The sequence below is a fragment of the Pseudomonas silensiensis genome (assembly GCF_050434865.1).
Lineage (GTDB): Bacteria > Pseudomonadota > Gammaproteobacteria > Pseudomonadales > Pseudomonadaceae > Aquipseudomonas > Aquipseudomonas fluorescens_W.
In genome coordinates this window covers 250,901-276,363 of sequence record NZ_JBNDJH010000001.1, presented here as the reverse complement: position 1 = coordinate 276,363, position 25,463 = coordinate 250,901, and the positions used below count along the sequence as shown (strand labels likewise).

The following is a 25,463-nucleotide window of genomic DNA, read 5'->3' as shown; positions in this document are numbered from 1 at the left end:
TGGTTTTTATTGGCATGTATGAAGTCGGCGGCAGCATATCCTTACAGACGCCCAGCAGCCATACATAACAACGCGCCCTTGACTCAGGCATACAAACCAAGAGACGTCACCGAGACCGATCACGCGAGCTTTATGGCTCCGCCCTGGATATCGTCACGCGCCATTCGCAAGTCAATAGCGTCCTGGTTGAGTCGGTGAATCATGTTGAGCAACCGTTGGCGTAGCACTTCGTCCTTTAGCTGCTCTGCTGCGCGCATCATATCGAGCGCCGCTACCTCATTGTTATTGGCAACGGAGTCGAGCAGTTTGCGCATGCTTCTTAATGGTCGATTCATCTCCAGCTCCCTGGATTTCAGTGACGCGAATCATATGGCCTGAATGTTTCGTCAGTATTTCAGTTGCACGAACTGGCCTGAATCACCGGCTGCGGCTCAGATCCGTCAGCTACACTCATTCGGTACATTTGTGCACCGAGACTTCGACCATGGCGACCAAAACCGCAATCGTATTCGCTGGCGGCGGCAGTCTGGGTGCGGTGCAGGTGGGTATGTTGCGGGCCCTGGTTGAGGCCCATGTTCGATGCGATATGGTGGTTGGCGCTTCGGTAGGCGCTATCAACGGTGCCTACTTTGCCGCAAGGCCCGATTCCGATGGCGTCGAGGCGCTCGCCGGGTTCTGGCGGGGGCTGTGTAAAAATGACATCTTTCCCCTCTCCTGGCTCGATACCTGTAGAGGACTGATCAAACGGCGGGGCTTTCTGTTGCAGCCGGCGGCCTTGCACCGATTGCTGGGTCAGGCACTGCCCATTCATCGCATTGAGGAGGCGGTGCTGCCCCTGTACATCGTTACCACCGACCTGCTCAGTGGTGCCGAGACCGTTCTTTCCAGTGGCGAACTCGAGCAGGCGTTACTGGCCAGCGCTGCCATTCCGCTGGTGTTCCCCTGCGTACAAATCGCCGATCAGTTCCTGGTTGACGGCGGCGTGGCAAGCAATACACCTATTTCGACTGCCGTAGCCTTGGGAGCCACCAACGTTGTGGTCATCCCCACCGGCGTGAGTTGCGCCCTCACACAACCGCCCCGAGGCCTGGTCGCCTTGGCCCTGCACACCGTCAATCTGATGAGCATGCGTCAACTGGTGAGCGACATCGAACACTTCCGCACGCTCACCAGCCTGCACATCGTCCCGCCCTTGTGCCCTGTGGATGTCTCGGTGTTCAACTTTGACCAGACCGAGTCTTTGCTGCAGCGCGCCTATGAGCAGACCCTCCGGTGGCTGGAACATGGGGGGCTCGAACGCACCAAAGTGCCTGGTGCCCTGACTATCCATTCACATGCCCATGAGCATTGAGTGATGTGAATTACCGATAAAAGAGACACTCGGCACTCAGTGCAATACCTTATTTAACCCGTGCTATTTCAATAACCGAATCCAGGGACTGACGTTTTGGAAAAATCACGATCCGGAAGCGCAAAATCAGATCGAGCCGCAACAGCCCAAGGGCGCCAAAGTTCGTGGCGCACACTCGTTTTGCCAAGCAGCATTTTGCTAACCGGGATCGTGCTTTCCGTAACCCTTGGCACCTTGCAAGTTCGAGAGGAATCACACGAAGCGAAAGCCCAGGTCATTTCCCAATTAGCTAACGTGCGGGAACATCTTGAGAGCGAAATACGCTCTACCTTTGATGTGACAGAGGGTATCGCACAGCTACTGACGCTGGATGGAGGAATTACTGCTGAGCACTTCGATGGAATGTCGAAGCAGGCCATGGCATCACAACCCCATATCCACCACATCGCGCTTGCTCCCGACGATGTGGTGCGCAACGTCTTTCCCCTCAAGGGAAACGAGGGCGTCTTAGGCTTGGATTACCGCAAAATACCCACTCAATATGGAGCGGTTTTGCGGTCTCAGGAAACAAAAGCCCCACTGTTGGCCGGGCCTGTCGAGTTGGTTCAAGGAGGTAGAGCATTCATCCATCGTCGCCCGGTCTTTGTCGGCGATTCTGGAGGTGAAGGCCAGTATTGGGGCAACGCTTCTGTCGTTGCCGATGTGGACCAGCTACTCGACGCTGGCGGGATGAATCAAGCGACCAGTCTGCAGGTAGCCCTGCGCGGTGAAGATGGGTCGGGTGCCAACGGGGGGATGATTTTTGGCGACTCTCAGATTTTTCAGAAAGACGCGATAACCACTGCTGTCGACGTGCCTGGTGGCACCTGGCAACTTGCCGCATTACCTATAAATGGATGGCCGGCCAGCCCCCTCGTAAAATCCCCTCTCTTTCTTTTTGCCCTCACCTGCACCGGATTTTTTACCTATTTCGCTGCACAGCTCAGCAAAAGCCATAGGGTGATCCGTCAACGTCATACCGAACTGACTAAAGAAATCGAAGAGCGCCAGGCCGCTGAATTATCTCTGATGCAAAGTGAGGCTCGCTTCCGTGCCCTTTTCGAACGTTCACCCGATCCAATCTGCATCCTGGGTCGAGGAGGCATTTGTACCGAGGCGAACGCTGCGGCAATAAAGGTCTTCGGTTTTCAGGATTTGGCGTCGCTCCATAGGGTCAAGGCAACCGACATCTCGCCTAAATTGCAGGGCGATGGCCAGGCAACGGAGATCAAAGCTCAAGCCATGCTGGAAACGGCTCTGGAAAACGGCGTTCATCGCTTCGAGTGGCTGCACAAGCGAGCTGACGGGACTGTCTTTCCTGCCGAGATAACACTCTGCACGGTGACCCTGTCAGGCAAGCCTATGATTTACGCGGTGGTACGCGACATTTCCGATCGGAAAGAAGCGGAGGAAGCGTTACTTACCCAAAAAGCACTCCTGCTGGATATCGTCGATAACGCCCCCTCTCTCATTTACGTCTATGACACCGAAGGAAAACTCCGGCTCTGTAACCACATGTTTGAACAGGCTGCCGGCTTTACCTTTGAAGAGATGGAAGGCAAGTTGCGTGAAGATCACCTACCTGTTGAAGAAGCCAGGATCCTGCGCAAAAACGATAAAAAGGTCCTTTCGACCGGGGGTATTCTTCGCTTTGAGGATCAGCTCAAAAAAAATGGAAAGACACACACCTACTTGACAACCAAGTGCGTACTAAGAGGCGCTGATGGGCAACCCACAGGGATCCTGGGGATTTCCACAGACATTACGGGAATCAAACAAAACACCGAGCAACTTCGTCTCGCAGGCATCGTATTGGATCACACGGCTGACGGTGTGATCATCACTAACGCCCGTGGCCACATACTGTCTGTTAACGCGGCCTTTACCAAAATCACAGGATTTAATGCAGAAGAGTCGATAGGACTCAAGCCCAGCATTCTGATTACCGAAAAACAAGACAACGCGTTTTACCGCAACATACTTAAAAGCCTGAAAGTGACCGGCTTTTGGCGTGGGGAACTCTGGAATCGAAGAAAAGATGGAGAAATGTACCCTGAATGGCTGACCATCAACACCGTCCACAACGATGCGGGAAAACTGACTCATTACGTGGCGGTGTTTTCTGACATTTCAGCCATCAATCAATCGCAGTCTGATCTTGAACGCATGTCGCATTACGATCCAGTGACAGCATTACCTAACAGATCGCTGTTCCATGAAAGGTTGCAGCACTCGCTTGACCTGTCGTTGAGTTACAACCAAGCGCTGGCCGTGGTTGTATTGGATCTTGATGGCTTTAAAACGGTAAACGACAGTCTGGGCCATTCAATGGGGGACTTGCTTCTACAGCAGGCAGCGACTCGATTCCTGTCGTGTGTCCGATCAGAGGATACTGTTTCTCGTTTAGGGGGCGACGAGTTTGCTTTGATTCTGAATAACCTGACTGACCCCACGGATGCCATCATCATTGCGAAGAAGCTCCTCCTGTCCCTTCAGGAGCCTTTCGACTTAAAGGGGGTTTCGACCCTTCTGACTGCCAGCATTGGAATTTCGGTGGCGCCTCATGATGCCGAAACGCCTGAGCAGCTTCTCAGGCAAGCCGATACGGCGATGTATGGCGCTAAAGAAAGCGGACGTAATGACTATCGCTTCTACCAGCCTGAAATGACCTTGCGAGCTCAAGAAAGAATGAACAGTGAGCGCTTCTTGAGAAGAGCGGTGCTTAATCACGAGTTTGAAGTCTGGTACCAACCCAAAATCAATCTCTTGAACAATGAAGTCGCAGGAGCAGAAGCGCTCGTTCGTTGGCGCGATCCAATTCATGGATTGGTATCCCCCGCCGATTTTATTCCCTTGGCGGAAAGTACGGGATTGATCATTCAAATTGGCGAACACGTTATCGACAGGGTGTGCAGCGATATCAGGCGGTGGACTGACCTTGGCATCCTGCACGGGGTCATCGCGGTAAACGTAGCGGCCTTACAAATTGATCGAAGTGACTATGTCGAAACACTCAGGAGCGCGCTGGAAGAATATGACCTGCCTGCAACTGTCTTAGAGGTGGAAGTGACTGAAAGCTTGATGATGGCGAGCCCGGAGCATTCCAGAGAGGTCTTGAGCACACTACAAAGCCTTGGGATAACAACGGCCATTGATGATTTCGGTACGGGATATTCATCCTTGGCTTACCTCAAACTATTACCCATCAATAGCCTGAAAATTGATCGATCCTTTATTTCTGACTTACCCGCTGACAAAAGTGATGTCGCCATCACCAAGACGATTGTGGCGCTAGGACATGCTCTTGGCTTCAAAATCATTGCAGAAGGTGTAGAGACAATCGAACAAAACACTTTTCTGAAGGAAATAGGATGCGACCAGGGACAAGGTTATCTTTATGGACGTCCGATGCCGGCAGCAGATTTCGAATCCTGGTTAAATAATCATTTAACGTCGTGACCTTTTACCTGCGAACTCGCCTTCCGTTCCCGGTTAATTGCAGCGTGCCACGCATCACCGAACGCCTTCCCCGCCCTGACCAGCTCCATAACCTGGGTGGTAGCGGCTTTGAGTTCCGAGCACGCCTGTTGAAGGTCGTCTTTGAACTTTTCAGTATTCATCCCAGCCCTCCTGGGTGAATCGCCATCAGGTGATCACCCGACGCACTGCCCCATCCGAAGGCACAAGGATTCGCCACTGACTGCCGCTCGTCAGCCTTCAGCGATCATCGTGCTTCTACTGGCCATTTCAGTGCGTAGCTCCCCGAGCAGATTCGCTATTGCACGACTGGAAGTCAGCCCCTCTGTCGTGACCGCTGTGACCACTAGCTCAACTTGGCCGTTCGACGGATCGAACACCTTGATCATGAGCGATCCATCAGGATTGGTTGTGCAGGTGCAGGAAAGAGGCAGAAAGCCACACTCAATAATGTGGCGAAGTTCAAGCGCGGAGATCATGACTTACGTCCTCACGAGTCACAGTTGTTAGAAATCTGCTTATAAATATAGGCGAGCTCAGTAATGCCTGCCAAATCAAGACCTCAATCGGTTAGATCCAGCTTTTATCAATACTCCATACGTCTATAACGCGTGACCAGATACCTGCGACTATTTACACTGCCGAAGACGCCAAAAATGCCTTTGGCCCGCCAGGAAATACACGCATGGACCTCCAGCATCGCAACAACGTAAAAGTGATGGGCGACGGTCCGGCGACATTGATCTTCTCTCACGGCTTCGGCTGCGATCAGACCATGTGGCGGTATCTCGTCGACCACTTCACCGGGCGTTTCAAGGTCGTGCTGTATGACCTGGTGGGTGCGGGCCAGTCGAACCTCGGCGCGTACGACAAAACGAAATATGACGCACTGGCCGGGTACGCCCAAGACCTTGGCGAAATCATCGAACAGTTCGCCTCCGGCCCGGTGATTCTCGTCGGCCACTCCGTCAGCGCCATGATCGGCGCACTGACGGATCGCCAGGTCCCCGGCAGAATCGCCGCCCACGTGATGATCGGTCCTTCGCCCTGCTACATCGATTCCAACGACTACGTGGGCGGATTCAAACTCGAAGACATCCACTCACTGCTCGACACCCTCGACAGCAACTATCTTGGCTGGTCCAGCACCATGGCCCCGGTCATCATGGGCGCGCCCGGGCAACCGGCGCTGGGCGAAGAACTCACCAACAGCTTCTGCCGCACCGAACCCGAGATCGCCAAGCAATTCGCACGGGTCACGTTCATGTCGGACAACCGCAAAGACGTCACGGGCCTGACCACGCCAACCCTGATTCTGCAATCCACCGACGACCTCATCGCCCCCGTCGTCGTGGGTGAATACCTGCACGCCGTACTCCCCAACAGCACGTTATGCCTGGTGGCCAACGTCGGACATTGCCCCCACATGAGCGCGCCAAGTGCCTGCTCCGAAGCCATGGACAGCTTCCTGTCGCCGTGGGTGCGCACTCATGTCGACTGATGCACCGTCGCTGCCCGACCCGCAGACGCTGTTCGAGGAAGCGCCTTGCGGATTGGTGGTGACAAAAGAGGACGGCACGATCCTGCGGGCCAACCTGACGTTCAGTCACTGGATTGGCTTCAGCCAGCCAGAGCTGTGCGGTAAGCGTTTTCAAGAACTGCTGACCATGGGCGGACGCATTTTTCATCAAACTCACTGGGCGCCGCTGATGCAGATGCAAGGCTCCGTGGCCGAGGTGAAACTCGATCTGGTCCACCGGGACAAACGCACCGTCACCATGCTGCTCAACGGCGTAAGACGCGAACACGCCAGCGGTTCGTTTTATGAATTGGCACTGTTCGGCACCACTGACCGTGACAAGTACGAGCGCGAACTGGTAAAGGCCCGAAAAGTTGCCGAAGACCTGCTGCGGGAAAAAACCGCCACCGAAACCGCGCTCCAGAACGCCCAGGACGAACTGAAATCAGCCTACGAAATAGCCCAGCGCCGCGCGTCGTTTGCCGAACAAATGGTCGCCATCGTCAGCCACGACCTGAAAAATCCGCTGACCGCGATCAAGATGGCCTCCGACATTCTCGCCCGAGGCGAACGCACCGCTAAAGAAACCCGAATGCTCGGCCACATCAGTCAGTCGGCCGACCGCGCCGAGCGCATGATCGCCGACCTTCTAGACTTTACATTGGCCAAAGTCGGCAGCGGCATCGCGATATCCCCCTCTACTGTGGATTTGCACAAGGTCGTCAGCCAGAGTGTCGGCGAACTGCGCATCGCGTTTCCCAAAGCAACCCTGCTCCACAACGCCATCGGTGCCGGCCGCGCGTATCTGGATGCGGATCGCGTGCAGCAGATCATTGGGAATCTGGTCGCCAATAGCGTGGCTTATGGCGACTTGCAACAGCCGATCACGATTACCTCTCGCCAAGAAGAGTACGAAGCCAGTGTGTCCGTCCACAACCAGGGACCGGTCATCCCTCAATCGCTAAAAGCCATCCTCTTCGAGCCTATGACTCGGGGCACCGAGACTGACAGCGACGCGCGCAGTGTCGGGCTTGGATTATTCATTGTTCGAGAAATCGCCAAGGCTCACGAGGGACACGTGTCGGTCGACTCGAGTACAGGGAGCGGTACTACGTTCGATGTCCACTTTCCAGCGATTGACGCTGACCGTGAATGACATTGGCGGTTTGGTTAGCGCTTCGGTATCGGATGGCCGTCCGGGCTGAAGTCGTCTGTTTCAAGCATGCTATTCACACGACTGGCGAGTAATTCCAGTGTGAAAGGCTTGGTCAACAGTTGCATGTTAGGGCCAAGGAAATCAGCCCTGGTCATGGCGCCTTCTGCGTATCCCGTCAGAAAAAGCACTGGCAGGCACGGCTTGAGTTGTTGAATGACTTCGGCCAACTGACGACCGTTCATGCCTGGCAAGCCAACGTCCGTAAGCAAGAGGTCGACATCCTCCAGGCTGTTGAAGACCCTCATGGCCTCTTCGCCGTCACGTGCGACATGGACCTGGTACCCAAGCTCTTCCAGAACCGCCCGATTGATCAGACGCACAGAATCATCGTCTTCGACCAAGAGGATGGACTGGCCTTGACCCACGGCGGCAGGCACTGGGATTTCAGGTTTCTCCAGCTCGACGCTGTTGTTTTCTGGCAGGCAGATTGCGACCGTTGTTCCGTACCCGACGGCGCTTTTGATCGACAGACTCCCGTTGCTCTGTTTTGCAAACCCGTAAACCATCGATAGCCCCAAGCCTGTACCTTGACCGATAGGCTTGGTGGTGAAAAAGGGTTCTGTGACCTTCTCCAGAATGGCTTGGGGGATACCGCAGCCAGTGTCTTTTACTTGTATGCAAACGTGGCTCCCGGTGTCGGGATGGCCCTCGCTTTGCGGTTCAGACTCGATGCACGTGATGATGGATAACGTCCCACCGTGCGGCATGGCATCTCTCGCATTAATCACCAGGTTGAGAATGGCATTCTCCAATTGGTTGGTGTCAGCGAAAATCCAAGGTTCATCGGCGCTCAAGTCAAACCTCAGTACGATTTGCTCTGTCACGGTTCTTTGGAGCAAGTCTGCGAGCGAGTTGATGAGGTGATTGACGGATACAGCCTTGGCATCCAGCGACTGTCGACGAGAGAACGCAAGCAATCGGTGTGTTAATGAAGCCGCCCTCTCAGCGGAGGTTCGCGCAGCATCCATGAACCGCTCGACACCCTCCATTCGTCCTTTGGCCATGCGCAACTTTATCAAGTCAAGCGCGCTGATGACGCCCGTCAGCATGTTATTGAAGTCGTGCGCAATGCCGCCAGTCAGTTGGCCAACCGCCTCCATCTTCAAGGACTGGCGCAGATGTTCTTCGGCACGAGCTCTTTCTTCGCTTTCGGCCTTCAGTTGCTCAACGGCTTCAATGAGTTCTTGTGTCCGTGCCCTGACCTGAACTTCAAGTTCTTCACTAAATCGGCGAAGTTTTAACTCAGCCTTCTTCTCTTCATTGATGTCCACAATGACGGACGCTGCGCCAATGATATGGTGGCTTTCGTCATATAAAGGTACGGCGCTGACTCTCATCCAGGAATCTCGAGCGCCCTCACGGCTGTGATAGAACTCTATGCCCGTCGCCGAATCGCCTCTCAAGGCCCTGGCCCCTGGGAACATGTGCGGCTCCAGCTTTCCGCCCTGGGCGTCAAGACCAACCCATCGATCGGCATCCTCTGGCGGCCTGGAAGGAAGAGTGCCGCTTGAGACATATTGGCGATACAAGGGATTGCTGATGACTGGCGCGCCCTCTAAATCCATGAAGCAAATGCCGACCGGGATGTTTTCCAGCAGCGTCTGCAAGCGGCTGCGCTCTTCAGCCAGCTGGCTGACACTTTCACGCATCTCAAATTGACGCTCACGGGATCGCCAGGCAGCAGCGGCCGCGCTCAATAGCGAAGCAGAACTGAGTGGGCGCTCCAAGACGATCACATGGCCTGCCGATCTGGGTAATCTGTGCCTGGCCAACTCAGTCTCGCGCCCAGAGCGACCGTTGCTTGATGCGAGCAGGATGATGGGTATCTCTGACCAGCCGGGTTGTTTATCCAAAGAGTTTCCGAGGCTCGTCGCATCCCCGAAAAGACTTTCCTCCGTGAGTATCACCAGCCCCGTGTGCTCACCCAATGCGGCTGATAGCGAAGACAAGTCCTTGTGGATTTGTAAGGGGTACGTATCGCCGAACAGCTTGCTAAGACTGAGCGCATCCCCCTTGAATGGCGCCACAATCAGCAGCGTAATGCTTTCAGAGTGCTGTTCAGCTTCCACGTTTTCGCTCTTCCATCAAGGGAAGATCGGCACCCAGATATTCCGGTGTTCCCGTCAAAACACCGCGGAAGTTGATCAATGGTTCGCCTACTCGTACGCCTTTTGAATCAATCCGAAGCTCTCGAATCGTATCCTCGTGCGCGCCGCTTCGGTGTTTCAGCACAGAGATTGCTTTGCGCAGTCGTCCCTGCGCTTCGAAGAAGCGGATGAGAATGACTGAATCCGCCACATAGGAAATGTTGAGACTGGTAGACATCGAGCCTACCAGCCCGTGTTGCGGATTGATCAGAAACGTCACGACACCCAGCTGGCTCAGATACGAAAGAAGCTCATGCATCTGCAAGACTAATTGTTGTTCCTGAGGCATCGCGGCCATGTAGCCGTTGAGGCTATCAACGACGAGCATGGTGCTGCCACGCTCTTCGACTTCAGAGCGGACACGCCATGCAAACTCACCAGGGGAAATCTCCGCCGGATTTATTTGTTGGATGACCAACTGACCATTCGATACGTAACGGCTCAAATTCATGCCCATGCTGTCCCCACGGGAGATCAGGGTGCCGATCCGCTCATCGAACTCATAGATTGTGCAGTTTTCACCTCTGGCGCAGGCGGCGGCCAGATACGCCAATGCGATGGTGGTCTTGCCCGATCCGGCAGGCCCTGTGACTAACGTGCTGGTGCCTCTCAATGGCCCGCCGGCCATCAGGTTGTCTAGCTCAGGTACCCCGCTAGCCACCGTCTCCACCTTGAAGTCAACATGGTGGGTCGCGGCAATCAACCTTGGATACACCTCCAGGCCACCCTTGCGGATAGTGAAGTCGTGAAAACCAGCGATGAAATCAACACCGCGTAGCTTCTGTATCTGAAGGCGTCTACGCGCCGCACCAAAATCAAGGGTCAGTCGCTCAAGCGTAATGACGCCGTGGCAAAGGCTATGGAGATGGTTGTCACGCTCGCCATTGGAGCTTGTGAGATCGTCGACCAGAAGGACAGTGATATCCCTGCCCGCGAAATATTGCTTGAGCGCCAAAACCTGTCGACGGTAACGTAACGGATCCTGCGCAAGAAGCCGCATCTCCGAGAGACTGTCAAACACAAGCCTTTTGGGCCGGAGTTTGTCTACCCGTTGCTGGATGAGCGTGATGGTGTCGCCAAGCTCCGCCTCCCAGGGGTGAAGGATCGACTGCTGGTATTCATCCCCCAAGACGCCCTCGGTCGAGGAAAACTCAAACAAGTCTATTCCGTCCAGAGACCAGCCATGCGAGTGGGCGACGCTTTCGAGCTCTTCACTGGTTTCTGAGAGGGTGATGTACAGCACCGGCTCACCAGCGTTCACACCGTCGAGCAGGAACTGGAGGCCCAGCGTGGTTTTGCCTGCCCCAGGCATCCCTTCCAGCAAATAGAGGCGATTGCTAGGCAATCCACCTTTGAGGACTGAGTCAAACCCGACATTACCAGTCGAAACTATAGGGCGGGTCTGGATCATTTGAACCTCGAGGAAGATAGACGCTAAGAGGAGCGGCAGATCTGGTGGGCAGTATGGGGCTGACACTGTAGCTGCGCCATCAGATTGACAGCACCGGGCACAGTTAATTGAACATTAATGTCCTCTGCGAACAGATATGACGAGTTTTTGGGGAAGCTCAGCAGCCTTAGCGGCGTCTACCGCCATTCGTAAGCGTCTGGCAAACACGCCTTCCTGATTTAGAAACCCAAAACCGCCCGGCTTTCGTGGACCTGGCGGTCTTGGGGCTGTCTTGCGACAACTCGTTCAGGGCTGAACTTCTAACTCACGGACACACCCCTTGTGCAATTCGGCCGCTAGCGTCTCTTCGTCCAGCGCCCCTTCCCACTTGGCAATGAACAGGGTGGCGACACCATTGCCGATGACATTGATCAACGCCCCGCCCTCGGAAATAAACCGGTAGACCCCAAGCACCAACACCAGCCCCGCCGCCGGAATCACATCCAGGCTGCCGAGAGTCGCCGCGAGAGTAATGAACGCACCGCCGGTGACACTGGCCGCGCCTTTGGAGGTCAGGAGCAGAATTAACAACAGAGTGATCTGGTGCCATAGATCAAGGGGGATATCCAGCGCCTGGGCGATGAAAATCGCCAGTACCGTCATGTTGATGCAGCTGCCATCGAGGTTGAAACAGTAACCCGATGGCACCACCAAGCCCACCACCGACTTCTCGCATCCCAGGCGCTCAAGCTTGCCCATCAACCGAGGCAATGCCGACTCCGAAGACGAGGTACCCAACACCAGAAACAGCTCATCGCGGATGTACTTGAGAAACTGCCACAGGCTGAAACCGGCCAGGCGCGCGACCAGATTGAGAACCACGAACACAAAAAACAGCGCCGTGACGTAGTAGCAAATCAGCAAGTTGCCATACGCCCCCAACGAACCCACGCCGTACTTGCCAATGGTAAAGGCCATGCCTCCAAAGGCCCCCAGCGGCGAGACGTACATCACGATTTTGACCATCCGGAAAAACGCCTGGGCCACCAGATCGATCAGGTTCAGCAGCGGCTTGCCGGCCGCACCAAGCATCTGCAAGGCGAAGGCAAACAGGATGGAAATGAACAGGACCTGGAGGATATCGCCCTCGGCAAAGGCGCCGAACACGGTACTGGGCACGATATGGGTCAGAAAACCCACCACACTCTGTTCATGGGCCAGCTTGCTGTAACTGTCGATGGCATGGCCGTCGAGGGTCGCCGGGTTGATGTGCATACCTGAGCCGGGTTGCATCAGGTTGACCCCGACCAGCCCGATCACCAGCGCCAGGGTGGTCAGCACTTCAAAGTACAGCAGCGACTTGAAGCCGACCCGGCCGATGCGCTTGAGACTCTGCATGCTGGCGATACCGCTGACCACGGTGCAGAAGATGATCGGTGCAATCAGCATCTTGATCAGCTTGATGAACGTGTCGCCCAGCGGCTTCATTTCTTCGCCGAGGCTGGGGTAGAAATGACCGAAGATAATGCCCAGCACAATCGCCAGCAGCACCTGCACATACAGGTGGCGGAACACTCGGCGCAGACGTGAATGGCTCGGTGGTTTTTCGGCAATCGAGGGTGTAATTGTTGTTGTCATGATGGCTTCCTCGCAGGCGTGATGCATTTCCCCGAGCAGTTGACGGTGCATGACCGATCGCCCGGGAAAGATTGTTTCGGGGGGATGGTTACTTCTGGATGTACTCGGAAATCTCGATCAGGTTGAGGTCGGGATCACGCAGGTGCTCCAGGTACATGCCCATCGCCTCGGTTGATTGTTATTGTTTTCATAAGTGGACCTTCTTATTAGGTGGTGAAGCATTTACGACACGAGGTTGATCAGGTTCCCCGAGTGGTAGCCCTGCAGGTTGCCAAGGATGCCGTCGGCCAGCCGTTGCAGGCTGCTCTGGCTGGCCCAGGCCACATGGGGAGTGACGATCAGGTTGGCATGGCGGCTGTTGAGCAATGGATGGTCGGCCGGAGGTGGTTCCTGACACAGCACATCAAGGGCCGCACCACCGAGGCGACCGCTGTCCAGTGCATCGAGCACCGCCGCCTCATCCACCAATGGTCCGCGAGCGGTATTGATCAGCAAGGCACCAGGTTTCATCTGTGCCAGTTCCGGAGCCCCGATCAAGTGTCGGGTGTGCGCGGTCAATGGACAGTGCAGAGAAATCACGTCGCTTTGCGCCAACACCGTTTCAAAGGCCTGGTAACCCTTGCGCACCGGGACCACGCCACGGTGTTCGGCAAAGAGCAATTGCATGCCCAGGGCGCTCGCCAGACGCGCGGTAGCCAAGCCGATGCCGCCCCGGCCGACGATGCCCAGTACGCTGCCCTGAACATCCTGAATCGGCGCGCGATGCACACAAAAATGTCGCGAGTCCGGCCAATCCCGCAGCGCGGCGGCCTGATAGACGAACAGCTGTCGACGCAGGGCAAAGATTGACGCAATCACCGACTCGGCGACGCTTTGCGCCGAGTAAGCCGGGACGTTACACACCGTCACGGCAAAATCACGGCAAGCCGCCAGATCAATGCAGTCGTAACCGGTGGCCGCGACGCAGATGAATCGCAGGTTTGGCAATTGCTCAAGTTCAGCCCGACCGATGCGCACCTTATTGGTGATCACCGCATCGGCATCCCGGGCAGCGTCCACCACCTGGTCCGGCGCTGTGTCGGGGCGGTCCTGCCAATCCGTGACCCAGGCCGGACGAGTAATACTCACGGGCAGGCTATCGCTATCAAGAAACACCACTTTCATGCTGCACGCTCCGGCTGGACGGGTTCAGAAATCTCGATCAGGTTCAGGTCCGGGTCACGCACATACACCGAGCGGATCGGCCCGGTGGCACCGGTGCGCAACACCGGGCCTTCGATGATTGGCCAGTCGACACGGGCCAGGCGGGCAATCACTTGGTCCAGGGGGATCGAGGCGATAAAACACAGGTCCAGCGACCCCGGCACCGGCAAATGCGCCTTGGGCTCGAACTCGTGGCCACGCACGTGCAGGTTGATCTTCTGCTGACCGAAAGCGAACGCCTTGCGCCCACCGGCGAAGGTTTGCATCTGCATGCCCAGGACCCGCACGTAAAAATCCTCGGCAGCCACTGGGTCGATGGTGGTCAGCACCAGATGGTCGAGATGATCGATCATGGGTGCAGCTCCTGGGTTCGGGCCGACGGCACCTGTTTTTCCAGGTTGGCCACATGGGCGGGTATCGGGTGCAGGTCCAGGCGTTTGCCGGCCTTGAGGATCTGGCTCGGAATCTCGTGGCCGATCAGACCCGGCAACTGTGCTGCTACCGCCAGCACCCGGTCCAGATCAACCCCGGTGTTGAAACCCATCAATTGCAGCATGTGCAACAGGTCTTCGGTGCACACATTACCGCTGGCCCCCGGCGCATAAGGGCAACCGCCCAGGCCGCCAAGGGACGAATCGAAACGGTCGACTCCGGCTTCGATAGCCGCCAGTGCGTTGGCCAGGGCCATGCCGCGGGTATTGTGGAAATGCAGGGTCAGTTGCAGCGCCGGAAAACGCTCACGTACTGCCCGGGATAGCGTCTCAACCTGACTCGGGTACGCCATGCCAGTGGTGTCGCACAAAGTCACGCCGCGAGCACCCAGGTCGGCGAAGCGCTCGACCCAGTGCAACACCTCCCCCACCGGAACATCGCCCTGCATCGGGCAGCCGAACACCGTCGACAACGACACGTTGATCGCCACCGGCCCCTGGCCGATGACGCTGACCACTTCGCTGAGCTGGGCAAATGATTGCTCGCGACTCATGCGCAGATTGGAACGGTTGTGCGGCTCGCTGACCGACATCACCAGGTTGGCTTCATCGATGTTGCACGCCAGGGCTCGTTCGGCACCGCGCACGTTAGGCACCAGCACGGTGTACTCCACCGCCGGGTTGCGCCGGATGCCCTGCATCACCGCCTCGGCGTCCCGCAGCGCAGTAATAGCCTTGGGCGAGGTGAACGAGGTGACCTCGATCTTGGCGAAACCACACTGGCTGAGCGCATCGATCATGGCGATCTTGTCGATGGTTTCGATAAAGCGTGCTTCATTCTGGAAGCCGTCACGGGTCGCGACTTCCTGCAAGAAAAGACGTTGCATGTTGATTCTCCGGTTCAAATGATGCCGCGATGGCGCCAGTTGGCTTGCTGCGCAGCGTCGATGCCGAGCTCGCCAAGAATCTCGGCGGTGTGCTGGCCAAGGGTCGGCGCCGAGCGAGTCACGCTGCCAGGCGTGGTGCCCAGCTTGGGGACGATGCCGGGCAAGGTCACCGGCGTGCCGTCGTCCAGTTGGCTGTCGAGCAGCATGTCGCGCGCCCGGTAATGCGGGTCCTGGGCAATGTCGGCTGCGTTGTAAATCTTGCCGGCCGGAATGCGCGCCTCGGTCAGGATCGACAAGACTTCCTCGAGGGAGAGCCGCGCGGTCCATTCGGAGATGGCGGCATCGATGCGCTCAACCTGCAACACTCGACCGTGGTTCTGAGCGAGCTCAGGATCAGCCCCCAGATCACGGCGACCAATGACTTCCATCAGGCGTTGATAGATGCTGTCGCCATTGCCGGCGATCAAGGCAAAACCACCATCACGGCAGCGATAGGCATTGGTCGGCGCGATACCCGGCAAACTGCTGCCGGCGGGCTCTCGAACGACGTTGAACACCGAGTATTCGGGCAACAGACTTTCCATCATGTTGAACACCGACTCGTACAGGGCCACGTCGATCTGCTGGCCGTCACCGCCGTTCTGCTCGCGATGGCGCAGGGCAAGCAGAATCCCGATGACCCCGTGCAAGGCCGACAACGAGTCGCCAATGGAAACACCAACCCTGACCGGCGTGCGCCCGGGCTCGCCGGAAAGATGCCGCAGCCCGCCCATCGCTTCACCGATCACGCCGAATCCAGGGCGGTCACGGTATGGCCCGGTCTGGCCGTAACCCGAGACCCGGAGCATGATCAGTTTTGGATTCAGGGCGTGCAGCGTGTCCCAACCCAGCCCCCAGCTTTCCAGGGTCCCAGGACGGAAATTCTCTATCAGTACATCCGCATCGGCCAGCAACTGGCGCACGACCTGCTGGCCTTCACTCTGGCGTAAATCGAGGGTCAGCGAGCGCTTATTGCGAGATTGCGCGGCCCACCAGACGGAAGTACCGTCGTGCAGCAAGCGCCATTTGCGCAATGGGTCACCGGTGACCGGCGGCTCGATTTTGATCACATCGGCGCCAAACTCACCGAGCATTTTCGCCGCAAATGGCCCGGCAATCAGTTGACCGAGCTCCACGACCTTGACACCTTGCAGAGGTAACCTCATGACGTTTCCCGTTCTTGTTGAGTGCTTGTGGCATGGATAATCGACACAAATGCGGCAGATGAAAATTTCATATTTCGCCACTACTCTTTCCAGAATGGAAAACCTCGGATCCTCTTGATGATCAATCCCCTGCATTTCGATCTGCTGTCCTTGCGCCTGCTGATCTTCGCCGCCGAATCCGGCAACCTGACCCGTGCCGCCGAAAAGGCCAACATGACGGTTTCGGCGGCCAGCAAACGGTTAGCCGAGCTGGAACGAACGACCCAGTGCCCGCTGTTCGTGCGCCTGCCAAGGGGGCTCGAACTGACGGCAGCGGGACAAGGGATCGTTGAACATGCCAGAACGATTCTGGAAGGCGTGAACCGTATGGCGTGCGACGCCAGTGATTACGCTGTTGGTGTGCGCGGGCATGTACGGTTGTTCGCCAACACATCCGCCGTCGTCCAGTTCCTGCCGGACGACCTCGCGTCGTTCCTGCGCGCCAACCCGAACGTGCGTATCGGGCTGGAAGAAGCACTCAGCGAACCGATTATTCAAGCCGTGGAAAACGGGCGTGCCGATATCGGCATCTTTGCCGATAACGTACCGGCTGAAGGACTGTACAAACTGCCCTACCGTGATGACCGACTCGTGCTATTGGTCCCGGTCGGCCATGAACTGGCCAATGAGCGCAGCGTGTCCTTTGCCGATACGCTTGGCTTTGATTATGTGGGGCTCAACCAAGGCAGCTCGTTGCTGCGCAGAATTACCGATGCCGCCGTCAGTGCGGGCAAGGTCCTCAAGGTCCGGATCCAGGTCAGCAGCTTCGACGGCATCTGTCGCATGATAGAAGCAGGCTTGGGTATCGGGATTTTGCCGTTGTCGTCTGTGCGTGCCGAATTGCTTGGTTCCCGTCTGATGGCTGTCGACTTGATTGATGACTGGGCTGATCGCACCTTGTTTGTTGGGGTTGCAAGTCAGACGCAACTGGCGCCGGAAGCGGCCAAGTTGTTTGAGTATCTAAGCAGCGTGCATGGCTGACAGCGGCGTAAATGTCCCTGTCCGCGCACTTGGGTGACGGGTGGCCAATCATCTAAAAAGCCACTGCCTCATGTGTGCGTGGCACATGCGACAGTGGCAAAAGCGCAATAGTCACCTCACGTCTAATTTACGAGTGCACACTACGACCGTACCCAGGCGACCTCGCGAAATTATCCTCGACAGTTCCAGTGCCATCCAGATACCCGTGCTTACGCAAATCGGGCATTAATATCGAAGCAATGAATGTCACGCATACCAATGCAGCTACGTAATAAAAAAAGTAACTTTCAACCCCCATCGACTTAAGTATCAACGCCACATACTCCGCGGTACCGCCACACAATGCATTGCCGATCGCATAAGGCAGACCAACGCCCAACGCCCTGACAGAGGCTGGATAAAGATCCGCTTTAAGTACACCTGTGACGGGCGTATAAAATGCAGCAACAAGAAGACCAGTCATAATTAGCGCAAAGGCCGCATACGGGCTCGATACAGTCTTTAACGTGGTTAAAATTGGTACAACCAACACTGTTGCCAAACCACCAAATATCATCATGCTTTTTTTCACGCCAATACGGTCTGCCAGCATGCCGAAAAATGGCTGACAAACCATGAAGCACACCAAGGCAGACGTCATGATAAAACTTACCGTCCCTGCATCCATCCCCACAGACAGTACCAGATATTTCTGCATATACGATGTAAACGTATAGTAGTACAGCGAACACCCCATGGTGATAGCTACAGTTAAAATTACGGCCCGTTTATGCTTTAACAACGCACGAATAGATCCGGCCTCCTTACTCTTCATTTCTTTGACTGAAGCCGTTTCGGTCATGGATCGACGTAGAAATACGACCACAATGGCGCTAATTGCCCCGATGAAAAATGGAATTCTCCAACCCCAGGCTTTCAAATCTTCCGGAAGCAATACGTGCTGAAGAACAGCAACCGTCAGCAGCGCAAGTAGCTGACCTGCAATAATTGTGGAATATTGGAATGAACCAAAAAATGATCGGCGCCCGGCAGTCGACATTTCACTGATGTAAGTGGCACCTGTTCCGTACTCAGCGCCCACTGAAAGTCCCTGCATCAGCCTGGCTACAACCAACAGGACGGGTGCCGCGACACCAATCGTCTCATAAGTGGGCATGATCGCAATCATCAAAGACCCACCGCACATCATGAAAATTGAAATGATCATTGATATTTTTCGACCGCGCGTATCTGCAATGTAACCAAATATCCAACCGCCGAGGGGGCGCATAAAAAAGCCGACAGCAAAAATCCCCGCTGTCGCTAACAGTTGACTGTTTTGATCTCCTGCCGGAAAAAACAGCGAAGCAAAATAGATAGATGTATAGGCATAGATGAAAAAATCATACCATTCAACTAAATTACCCGAACAGGCTCCAAGTATCGCTCGAACCCGTGCCTTATTTGTAATTGGAGGACGCTTGAAAGCGCTGCTATCAGCATTACTTATTATTATCATTTCAATCTCCACAAGCAGAAATAATCTGTTGACGCGTTATGCGCTAAATCACCAGCCCAACAACAGTCCACACGAAGACAAATGCCAATCGCACAGACTGTCAGTCGATCATCTAATCAATTAATAAAATCACTTAAGAAAAAGGTCACTTCAACCGAAACGACAAACGTATTGATGTGTCTTCATAGTGCATTTCTCACTGCAATGCAGACTCAAAAACTGGCGCGCGCCTGCATTGAAACTGCGCCGTCAGGCAAACTGACCCATAACAGCAAATCATTACCTTCATGGACAGCATTTAATGTTAGCGTCACTCCCAGCAAGGCAGGACGCACGCCTCGATAATTAAAGAGCTTTACTGGCTTTCCCGCGATACGTTCGGCATAGCCTGCCAGCAGAGTCGCGTTCAGTGGACCATGTATTACTTGACTCGCGTAACTTTCAACCTCTCGACAGTAATCAGCGTCATAGTGAATACGATGACCATTGAAAGTCAGTGCTGAATAGCGAAACAACGTGGTCGAGGTAGGCAGCCATTCATAGGAATGAGTGGCTTGCGGCATAGCGGCGAAAGGTTTGTTTGAGTCGACTGGAGTTGACTCCTTGTAGACAATGTCGTGATGTTCGGAAATGGCAACTTCGCCGGCATGTACAATCTCATGCAATACGGTGACAAACACCAGCTCGCCACTTCGACCTTTCTTGTGCTCGATCGAAACAACACTGGAGCGTTTCTCGACGCTGCCATCCAACGGCAACGCTTTCTTGAATTCAAGCTGTCCGCCGGCCCACATACGATTCGGCAGCGGCACGGGAGGCAAGAAGCCACCTCGCGCCGGGTGGCCATCACGCCCCAACTCTTCAGGCGGCAGCCCGTCAAGAAAGTACAACCAGTGCCACAATGGCGGCAATGGATAACCCGAGACCAAATCGCTTTGTGGGATGCCCAGCGTTGCAGCCATCAAACGCGCATGGCGTGAAGACAGGACATCGTGGTCGACATGGGTCTTGCCGACCCATTGACGAAGGTGTTGAAGATCAATAGTGCTCATGCAGGGATCCCCTCTTGTTTGTTCTGCATTGCTGTCGCCCGGAATTCTTCGCGCAAGCGATCACTGTGTTCGCCCAGGAGAGGGGCCTTTTCGAATCGTTGATCGTCCCAAGGAGCGCGTACCGGAGGAGCAATCATCTCGACTTCACCGGTCTCTACTGCCATCGGCCATTTCCGAAGGCCTGGATGTTCTGCCATCTCGGCGACGGAGCGCACCTGACCAAAAGCGGTATTGGCCTGACCCAGTTTGTGGATCGCCTGCTCGGCACTCAGGGTGGTGAAAGACGCACTGATGAGCGCGTCCAGCGCGTCTCGGTTACGGACGCGTTCTGTGTTGGATGCAAAACGAGGATCAGTAGATGCGCCGGTGCCTTCAAGGAACAGGTTAGAGAACTGCTGCCATTCGCGTTCGTTCTGAATGCTGATCACGATGTCTCGCTGATCGCCAGTGGTATAAGCACCGTATGGAGCAATTGAAGGGTGGCGCAGCCCCTGACGTGTTGGAGCGCCATTGCCATAAATCTCGTGCAGGTAGGGAATAGTCATCCAGTCCGCAGCACCATCGAACAACGAAACGGAAATCCCGGAGCCCTGCCCGGTTCGTTCTCGTAACTGCAACGCCGAAAGCACGCCAATCGCAGCATTCAAACCTGCCCCGATATCGCAAATCGAAACGCCGATCCGGCCATAGCCTTCAGGTGAACCGCTGATGCCGGCCAGACCGCTTTCGCATTGGACCAACAGGTCATACGCCTTCAAACCACTGGCGGGCCCCTCAGTACCGTAGCCACTGATATCGCAGGTGATCAATTGTGGATTCAGTGCGCGCAGTTCCGAGCTGTCAAACCCTGCGCGAGCAAGGGCACCGGGCGCCAGGTTTTGAACAAAGACATCGGCGCTGGCAATGATCCGTTTCAGCAGCGTCGCGTCGTCGGCATTTTTGAAATCCAGTACCAGCGATTCCTTGCCTCGGTTGGTCCACAAAAAATACGAAGAGTGACCTTTGGCGGCGTCGTCATAGCCCCGGGCAAAGTCCCCTTCTGCGCGCTCGACCTTGATGACCCTTGCACCCATTTCCGCCAAACGACAGGTACATAAAGGCGCAGCCAACGCCTGTTCGATGGAAACGACGGTAATGCCATTTAAAGGTTTTGTAGTGGACATCAGGTTCTCCCATTGACAGTTTGCGTACACAAGTATGTGCAAATCACGGTCAGGGGAGCAGCGAGCATTTACGAAGATAACGTTTGTAAAATACAAACACTGCGGGACTTACGAGAGGTTAAATTAGACAAGATCCTCATGATTTCGCCGGAGACTAACGCAATGATGTACGACTTGATCGACCTGAAGGTCTTCTTGGCCGTCGCCGAGGAAAGCAATCTGTCGCGGGGCGCCGAGCGCTGTCATCTCGCTCCTTCCTCAGTCAGTTTGCGCATAAAAGGGCTGGAAGCCAGCCTCGGGACACCCTTGCTGCTGCGTCAGGCCAGGGGCGTGGGTTTGACCCCGGCGGGTCATGTGCTGGTCGAACATGCGAGACGCTGCATGGCTCAGTTGGAGCAGATGACGACTGACTTGCAACCCTTCGCCAATGGCTTGATAGGTCACGTCACTTTTTTCGCCAACAACAATGCAATCAGTTCATATTTGCCGGATGACCTGGCGCGCTTTTTCTCCAAGCATCCCAATGTCCGCATCACACTTGAGGAGCGATTGAGCCATGACATTATTTCAGCCGTGTCCTCAGGCCGTGCCGACATCGGAGTGGTTGCGCTGGAGTCCGACCATCCAGATCTTGAGTTTCTGCCATACCGGCAGGACCAATTAGTGCTGCTGGCACCATTAGACGGTCGATTTGACAACCAGCATTCGGTTAGTTTTTCCGAATGCTTGGGGCTCCCATTTATCAGCCTTCAATCAGGTGCGGCACTGCATACCTTTTTGATGAATCACGCCAGCGCCCTTGGCGGGCGATTAGATGTGCGTGTCCAGGTCTCCGGATTTCGGGCGATTGCTCGCCTGGTCTCATCGGGAGCGGGTATCGGCATCGCCCCACGCTCAGCGTTAGAGCCAGCAGACCTGGATCGCCTTCAGGTTATCGATCTTGTAGAGGGATGGGCCAAGCGTGATTTACGAGTGTGCGTACAGCGCAACCCGCGTGAAAAGAATGTGTTGCGAGATCACCTGATCGAGATTCTTTGTCAGCCAGGAATACTCGATAGTGCATGAGGTCAGGTTTCCCGGTCTTTACACTTCAGCGGATAGGCCTGCGCGAACCAGCACCCGGCGGGCTTGGCGAGCGACGGCCTCATCGACCATGACCCCGTTCACTTGCCCGACGCCCCGACAGTTTTCAATCAGAATGGCCCGCGCTGCGGTGATCTCATCGGCGGTCGGTGTGAACGCCTGATTGATGGCAGCAATCTGACTCGGGTGAATCGCCGCTTTACCGGCAAACCCCATGTCGGCAGCCTGGAGGGCTGCCCGCTCAAGCCCGGCCAAGTCGCGAATATCAAAAAATGGAGAATCGATAGCAGCGATAGCTGCTGTCGCGCACGCGCTCACAAGCGATACACGTGCGAAGGTGAGATTCGCTGCAAAGGGTCCACAGCCTAGATCCGCCGCCAGATCCGCAGCCCCGAACATGAGTGCGGCGAGTCGGGGCGTCGCATGAGCGATGTCTCCCACCGCCTTGAGCCCTACCGCGCTTTCGATCAAGCCGATCAACTGAGTGCTCAAGCCTTTTTCGCTGAGCAGACGGTCCACTATCTGCAAATGTGCAACGGATTCGGTTTTGGGAAGTAGCAGAAATTCAGGCTGAACCGGACTTGCCAACAGTTCAAGCACGTCAGAAAGCCCCGCAGACGTATCCAGCCCATTGATACGAATAATACGAGGGAGCCGCGCTTCCTTGGTCGAATTGAGTGTGTTGAAAGCGGTAGCACGAGCAGTTTTTTTGTCTTTAGGCGCTATCGCGTCTTCCAGATCAATAATCAAAAGATCAGCACCCACCTCCTCGGCTTTGGCGAAACGTTCAGGGTGTGTTGCCGGCGTGAAGAGAGCACTGCGCAGACGTACGGACATTTTCTACTCCAGAGTTGATGAACCTGCCGCAAGGCATGCTGTGGTCCTTGCCGACGGATACCACCATAGCGAGACATACCTCAATGGACTATTGTATGGAGCTATCGATCTTCATATGTTTTACAAATACCTGCGGAACTAACATCTATGGAGCTGCGCCACATCCGCTACTTTCTAGCCGTCGCTCAAGAGCAGAGTTTTACCCGTGCTGCTCAGAAAGTCGGCATCGGACAACCGCCATTGAGCTTGCAGATCCGCGACCTGGAGCGTGAGGTGGGCACCCGGTTGTTTCACCGAATTCCGCAAGGCGCAGAATTGACTGCGGCTGGGCAGGCGTTCCATGACTTGGTTCGAAACATACCAGCACAGGTAGAACGAGCAACGCATGCGGCTCAACGAGCCGCTCGGGGCGAGTTAGGGGCACTGCGCATAGGTTTCACTGCCTCCGCAAGTTTCAATCCGGTCGTGGCTGCGGCGATTCGCAATTTTCGGCGGGCATACCCGGACGTTGATTTGACCCTGGAGGAAAGCAATACCATTCGACTGATGGCTGGCCTTAAGGAAGGTGACCTGGACGCGGTCTTTATTCGCCCAGGGATAGCTGAAGCTGATCATTTGACAATGCGAACTCTCTCGGAGGAACCGTTGCTCGCGGTTCTACCAAAAGATCATGTAGCTGCACGCCAGAAAAAATTGAGCTTGAAAGATCTCAGCCAGGACCCCTTCATTCTCTATCCAAGAGAAGTAGGACCCACCTTATTCGACACCGTTATCGCTGCTTGCCACGATGCTGGTTTTGACCCGATTCTGGGACAAAGCGCTCCACAACTGGCCTCTGTCGTGCATTTGGTAGCGGCAGAACTGGGGGTTTCGCTTGTACCGGCTTCGATGCAGCAAGTGCATGCCGCAGGGGTGGTTTTCAAAGAGATAAATGATGTATCCCCCATCGCCCGACTTACACTCGCCTGGCGTCGCAGTGACAACTCGATTTTCCTGCAGAACTTTGTAAATTGTGCAGTCAGTTAACTACACACTCTCCGCCGGTATGGAAGCCGACTGCTTTCGAAAGCGGCCATTGTGAAGAGCTAAAAAATTGTCGTGAAGAGATCAGTTTTTTCATACCCACCGAATGAGCAATAACACCAACAGCACATTCAACACGGCCAACGAACTCAAGCCCGCAAGCACACCGCCAGCGCCCCACGTCTGCAACAGGTAGCCGCCAGCAAGCGGGGTCAAGGCTTGTCCAATGAGCGAAGGCCGAGCCATGCGCCCCATCAGCAACACATAATGGGTGGGCGACATAAGGGCCAGTGGCAGTAGTCCTCGAACGATCGCCCGCAAACCATTACCCGCGCCGTAGATCACCAGACCCACCGCGGTCATTGCCGGCGCTATGGTCACCAGCAACAGACCAATCGCCACAAATACCACGGAGATCAATGTCGTCCAGATCGGGTGTCGCTTTCGCGAAAACACTTGCAGGACACGTGAACCTACCTGACTCGGACCGAGCAAGGCGCTCAGTCCGATGGCGGCTGCAAGTGAGTAGCCCTGCCCCTGCAACAATGAAATCAGCTGGACAGACATCGCCGTCATGATCACCGCACCCAGCGCAAAAATCAGCGTGAGCAGCAGGTAGATCCGCCGATCGATTGAGAGGTTTTCATCACTCAGTGCATGGCTTTTTGCGAGTGGCCCCGCACCCTGCGCCAGCACCCAGAGATAAAGCGGTGCCACGGCAACGACCAGTAACACCCCATAAGCCACGCACGTCGTGCGCCAGCCAACGTGCTCGATGACCAGTGCAACCGCAGGCCATGACAGCGTTGTCGCAAACCCGGAAATAAGGGTGATGCCGGTAATCACACCGCCCGCCCGCTCCCCGTATAGAGAACCTAAAGTGGCGAAAAGTGCTTCATACAGCCCCAGCGCCATACCGACGCCAATCACTGCCCAGGACAAAAGAAACATCGGTAACGAGGTCGAACTGGCCATCAGAAACAACCCGATGGCGACGCCCAGGCCGCTACTGGCCAGGATGGGACGGCCGCCGTAGCGGGCGATAAGCCGACTGGTCAATGGCGCCAGCATCGCGGAAACCAGAATGCTCAGCGACAGTGCGCCATACACCCATTGGCTGGCCCAACCGGTCTCTCTCATGATCGGATCGGCCATGACGGCCATGAGGAAGAACGAACCTCCCCAGACCAGAACTTGCAGCATCCCCAATATAAAAATGCCGAATACGCCGGGCAATCGCGTTTGATGGTTCAAAGCAGTGTCATCAGTGGTGAGAAAAGAACG

The 25,463-nt window shown here is 55.5% G+C and carries 22 protein-coding genes; 7 read left to right on the top strand and 15 right to left on the bottom strand.

The annotated features are described in order from the left end of the window. Positions 1–119: 119 nt before the first annotated feature. Entirely contained in the window at positions 120–335 is a 216-nt protein-coding gene (locus QF010_RS01140) for a hypothetical protein (RefSeq protein WP_033061985.1), read from the bottom strand. A gap of 149 nt (positions 336–484) precedes the next feature. Here QF010_RS01140 and QF010_RS01135 point away from each other — a divergent pair, with 149 nt between their 5' ends. Both QF010_RS01135 and QF010_RS01130 read left to right on the top strand, forming a co-directional pair. Continuing rightward, positions 485–1,351 (top strand): patatin-like phospholipase family protein, encoded by an 867-nt coding sequence (locus QF010_RS01135; protein WP_033061984.1) that lies wholly within the window; start codon positions 485–487, stop codon positions 1,349–1,351. A gap of 96 nt (positions 1,352–1,447) precedes the next feature. Next, positions 1,448–4,849 carry a bifunctional diguanylate cyclase/phosphodiesterase gene (locus QF010_RS01130; RefSeq protein WP_429532384.1) on the top strand — a complete coding sequence of 1,134 codons (3,402 nt, stop codon included), beginning with the start codon at positions 1,448–1,450 and terminating at the stop codon, positions 4,847–4,849. On the opposite strand, the gene QF010_RS01125 is transcribed toward QF010_RS01130, so the two are convergent. Then, entirely contained in the window at positions 4,834–5,010 is a 177-nt protein-coding gene (locus QF010_RS01125) for a hypothetical protein (RefSeq protein ID WP_429532383.1), read from the bottom strand. The two genes, QF010_RS01130 and QF010_RS01125, sit on opposite strands and share 16 nt — an antisense overlap. Positions 5,011–5,100: 90 nt before the next feature. Then, a complete protein-coding gene (locus tag QF010_RS01120) occupies positions 5,101–5,346 on the bottom strand; it encodes a DUF1652 domain-containing protein (RefSeq protein ID WP_033061983.1) in 246 nt (81 codons plus the stop codon). 206 nt (positions 5,347–5,552) lie between these two features. Between QF010_RS01120 and QF010_RS01115 the strand changes: the two genes are divergently transcribed. Beyond that, positions 5,553–6,368 (top strand): alpha/beta fold hydrolase, encoded by an 816-nt coding sequence (locus QF010_RS01115; protein WP_429532382.1) that lies wholly within the window; start codon positions 5,553–5,555, stop codon positions 6,366–6,368. Then, on the top strand, positions 6,358–7,542 hold the full coding sequence (locus QF010_RS01110) for a PAS domain-containing sensor histidine kinase (protein ID WP_429532381.1): 1,185 nt from the start codon (positions 6,358–6,360) through the stop codon (positions 7,540–7,542). The genes QF010_RS01115 and QF010_RS01110 overlap by 11 nt, the downstream gene beginning before the upstream one ends. Positions 7,543–7,556: 14 nt before the next feature. Here the strand turns inward: QF010_RS01110 and QF010_RS01105 are convergent, their stop codons facing one another. The 7 genes from QF010_RS01105 to QF010_RS01075 all read right to left on the bottom strand — a co-directional run bounded on the left by QF010_RS01105 (position 7,557) and on the right by QF010_RS01075 (position 16,503). Next, positions 7,557–9,671: an ATP-binding protein gene (locus QF010_RS01105; protein WP_429532380.1), complete on the bottom strand. Its 2,115-nt coding sequence runs from the start codon at positions 9,669–9,671 to the stop codon at positions 7,557–7,559. Beyond that, complete coding sequence (locus tag QF010_RS01100) at positions 9,661–11,160, bottom strand: ATPase domain-containing protein (RefSeq protein ID WP_033061979.1); 1,500 nt, start codon at positions 11,158–11,160, stop codon at positions 9,661–9,663. Before QF010_RS01100 ends, QF010_RS01105 begins: the two co-directional genes overlap by 11 nt. Positions 11,161–11,445: 285 nt before the next feature. Continuing rightward, positions 11,446–12,777: a dicarboxylate/amino acid:cation symporter gene (locus QF010_RS01095; protein ID WP_033062200.1), complete on the bottom strand. Its 1,332-nt coding sequence runs from the start codon at positions 12,775–12,777 to the stop codon at positions 11,446–11,448. A 222-nt stretch (positions 12,778–12,999) separates the two neighbouring features. Continuing rightward, a complete protein-coding gene (locus tag QF010_RS01090; protein WP_033061978.1) occupies positions 13,000–13,941 on the bottom strand; it encodes a D-2-hydroxyacid dehydrogenase in 942 nt (313 codons plus the stop codon). Beyond that, positions 13,938–14,333, bottom strand: a complete 396-nt coding sequence (locus tag QF010_RS01085) for a VOC family protein (RefSeq protein WP_033061977.1) — start codon at positions 14,331–14,333, stop codon at positions 13,938–13,940. Before QF010_RS01085 ends, QF010_RS01090 begins: the two co-directional genes overlap by 4 nt. Then, positions 14,330–15,298 carry a hydroxymethylglutaryl-CoA lyase gene (locus tag QF010_RS01080; protein ID WP_429532379.1) on the bottom strand — a complete coding sequence of 323 codons (969 nt, stop codon included), beginning with the start codon at positions 15,296–15,298 and terminating at the stop codon, positions 14,330–14,332. The genes QF010_RS01085 and QF010_RS01080 overlap by 4 nt, the downstream gene beginning before the upstream one ends. Before the next feature lie 14 nt (positions 15,299–15,312). Next, the gene (locus tag QF010_RS01075; RefSeq protein ID WP_429532378.1) at positions 15,313–16,503 is read right to left on the bottom strand and encodes a CaiB/BaiF CoA transferase family protein; all 1,191 of its coding nucleotides are present in this window, start codon (positions 16,501–16,503) and stop codon (positions 15,313–15,315) included. 117 nt (positions 16,504–16,620) lie between these two features. Here QF010_RS01075 and QF010_RS01070 point away from each other — a divergent pair, with 117 nt between their 5' ends. Next, positions 16,621–17,523, top strand: coding sequence for a LysR family transcriptional regulator (locus QF010_RS01070; RefSeq protein ID WP_429532377.1), 903 nt, complete (start codon positions 16,621–16,623; stop codon positions 17,521–17,523). 127 nt (positions 17,524–17,650) lie between these two features. Here the strand turns inward: QF010_RS01070 and QF010_RS01065 are convergent, their stop codons facing one another. The 3 genes from QF010_RS01065 to QF010_RS01055 form a co-directional block, all read right to left on the bottom strand. Further along, entirely contained in the window at positions 17,651–19,021 is a 1,371-nt protein-coding gene (locus QF010_RS01065; RefSeq protein ID WP_429532376.1) for an MFS family transporter, read from the bottom strand. Between the two features lie 212 nt (positions 19,022–19,233). Further along, positions 19,234–20,073, bottom strand: a complete 840-nt coding sequence (locus QF010_RS01060; protein ID WP_033061971.1) for an HTD2 family dehydratase — start codon at positions 20,071–20,073, stop codon at positions 19,234–19,236. Then, positions 20,070–21,278, bottom strand: coding sequence for a CaiB/BaiF CoA transferase family protein (locus QF010_RS01055; RefSeq protein ID WP_429532375.1), 1,209 nt, complete (start codon positions 21,276–21,278; stop codon positions 20,070–20,072). The genes QF010_RS01060 and QF010_RS01055 overlap by 4 nt, the downstream gene beginning before the upstream one ends. Before the next feature lie 120 nt (positions 21,279–21,398). Between QF010_RS01055 and QF010_RS01050 the strand changes: the two genes are divergently transcribed. Then, the gene (locus QF010_RS01050; RefSeq protein WP_429532374.1) at positions 21,399–22,301 is read left to right on the top strand and encodes a LysR family transcriptional regulator; all 903 of its coding nucleotides are present in this window, start codon (positions 21,399–21,401) and stop codon (positions 22,299–22,301) included. Positions 22,302–22,319: 18 nt separating this feature from the next. Here QF010_RS01050 and ripC read toward each other — a convergent pair whose 3' ends face one another. Next, a complete protein-coding gene (gene ripC / locus QF010_RS01045; protein WP_429532373.1) occupies positions 22,320–23,156 on the bottom strand; it encodes an itaconate degradation C-C-lyase RipC in 837 nt (278 codons plus the stop codon). Between the two features lie 147 nt (positions 23,157–23,303). Between ripC and QF010_RS01040 the strand changes: the two genes are divergently transcribed. Further along, positions 23,304–24,182, top strand: coding sequence for a LysR family transcriptional regulator (locus tag QF010_RS01040; protein ID WP_429509591.1), 879 nt, complete (start codon positions 23,304–23,306; stop codon positions 24,180–24,182). Positions 24,183–24,272: 90 nt separating this feature from the next. On the opposite strand, the gene QF010_RS01035 is transcribed toward QF010_RS01040, so the two are convergent. Beyond that, positions 24,273–25,382 (bottom strand): MFS transporter, encoded by a 1,110-nt coding sequence (locus tag QF010_RS01035; RefSeq protein ID WP_429532462.1) that lies wholly within the window; start codon positions 25,380–25,382, stop codon positions 24,273–24,275. Positions 25,383–25,463: the final 81 nt, after the last annotated feature.

Bases quoted from the DNA above. Each gene is read 5' to 3' on its own strand.
- QF010_RS01060 (WP_033061971.1), bottom strand. From the start codon at position 20,073: ATGAGCACTATTGATCTTCAACACCTTCGTCAATGGGTCGGCAAGACC.
- QF010_RS01095 (WP_033062200.1), bottom strand. From the start codon at position 12,777: ATGACAACAACAATTACACCCTCGATTGCCGAAAAACCACCGAGCCAT.
- QF010_RS01140 (WP_033061985.1), bottom strand. From the start codon at position 335: ATGAATCGACCATTAAGAAGCATGCGCAAACTGCTCGACTCCGTTGCC.
- QF010_RS01085 (WP_033061977.1), bottom strand. From the start codon at position 14,333: ATGATCGATCATCTCGACCATCTGGTGCTGACCACCATCGACCCAGTG.
- QF010_RS01065 (WP_429532376.1), bottom strand. From the start codon at position 19,021: ATGATAATAATAAGTAATGCTGATAGCAGCGCTTTCAAGCGTCCTCCA.
- QF010_RS01100 (WP_033061979.1), bottom strand. From the start codon at position 11,160: ATGATCCAGACCCGCCCTATAGTTTCGACTGGTAATGTCGGGTTTGAC.
- QF010_RS01040 (WP_429509591.1), top strand. From the start codon at position 23,304: ATGGAGCTGCGCCACATCCGCTACTTTCTAGCCGTCGCTCAAGAGCAG.
- QF010_RS01080 (WP_429532379.1), bottom strand. From the start codon at position 15,298: ATGCAACGTCTTTTCTTGCAGGAAGTCGCGACCCGTGACGGCTTCCAG.
- QF010_RS01120 (WP_033061983.1), bottom strand. From the start codon at position 5,346: ATGATCTCCGCGCTTGAACTTCGCCACATTATTGAGTGTGGCTTTCTG.
- QF010_RS01050 (WP_429532374.1), top strand. From the start codon at position 21,399: ATGATGTACGACTTGATCGACCTGAAGGTCTTCTTGGCCGTCGCCGAG.
- QF010_RS01115 (WP_429532382.1), top strand. From the start codon at position 5,553: ATGGACCTCCAGCATCGCAACAACGTAAAAGTGATGGGCGACGGTCCG.
- ripC (WP_429532373.1), bottom strand. From the start codon at position 23,156: ATGTCCGTACGTCTGCGCAGTGCTCTCTTCACGCCGGCAACACACCCT.
- QF010_RS01110 (WP_429532381.1), top strand. From the start codon at position 6,358: ATGTCGACTGATGCACCGTCGCTGCCCGACCCGCAGACGCTGTTCGAG.
- QF010_RS01070 (WP_429532377.1), top strand. From the start codon at position 16,621: ATGATCAATCCCCTGCATTTCGATCTGCTGTCCTTGCGCCTGCTGATC.
- QF010_RS01035 (WP_429532462.1), bottom strand. From the start codon at position 25,382: ATGCTGCAAGTTCTGGTCTGGGGAGGTTCGTTCTTCCTCATGGCCGTC.
- QF010_RS01125 (WP_429532383.1), bottom strand. From the start codon at position 5,010: ATGAATACTGAAAAGTTCAAAGACGACCTTCAACAGGCGTGCTCGGAA.
- QF010_RS01135 (WP_033061984.1), top strand. From the start codon at position 485: ATGGCGACCAAAACCGCAATCGTATTCGCTGGCGGCGGCAGTCTGGGT.
- QF010_RS01075 (WP_429532378.1), bottom strand. From the start codon at position 16,503: ATGAGGTTACCTCTGCAAGGTGTCAAGGTCGTGGAGCTCGGTCAACTG.
- QF010_RS01090 (WP_033061978.1), bottom strand. From the start codon at position 13,941: ATGAAAGTGGTGTTTCTTGATAGCGATAGCCTGCCCGTGAGTATTACT.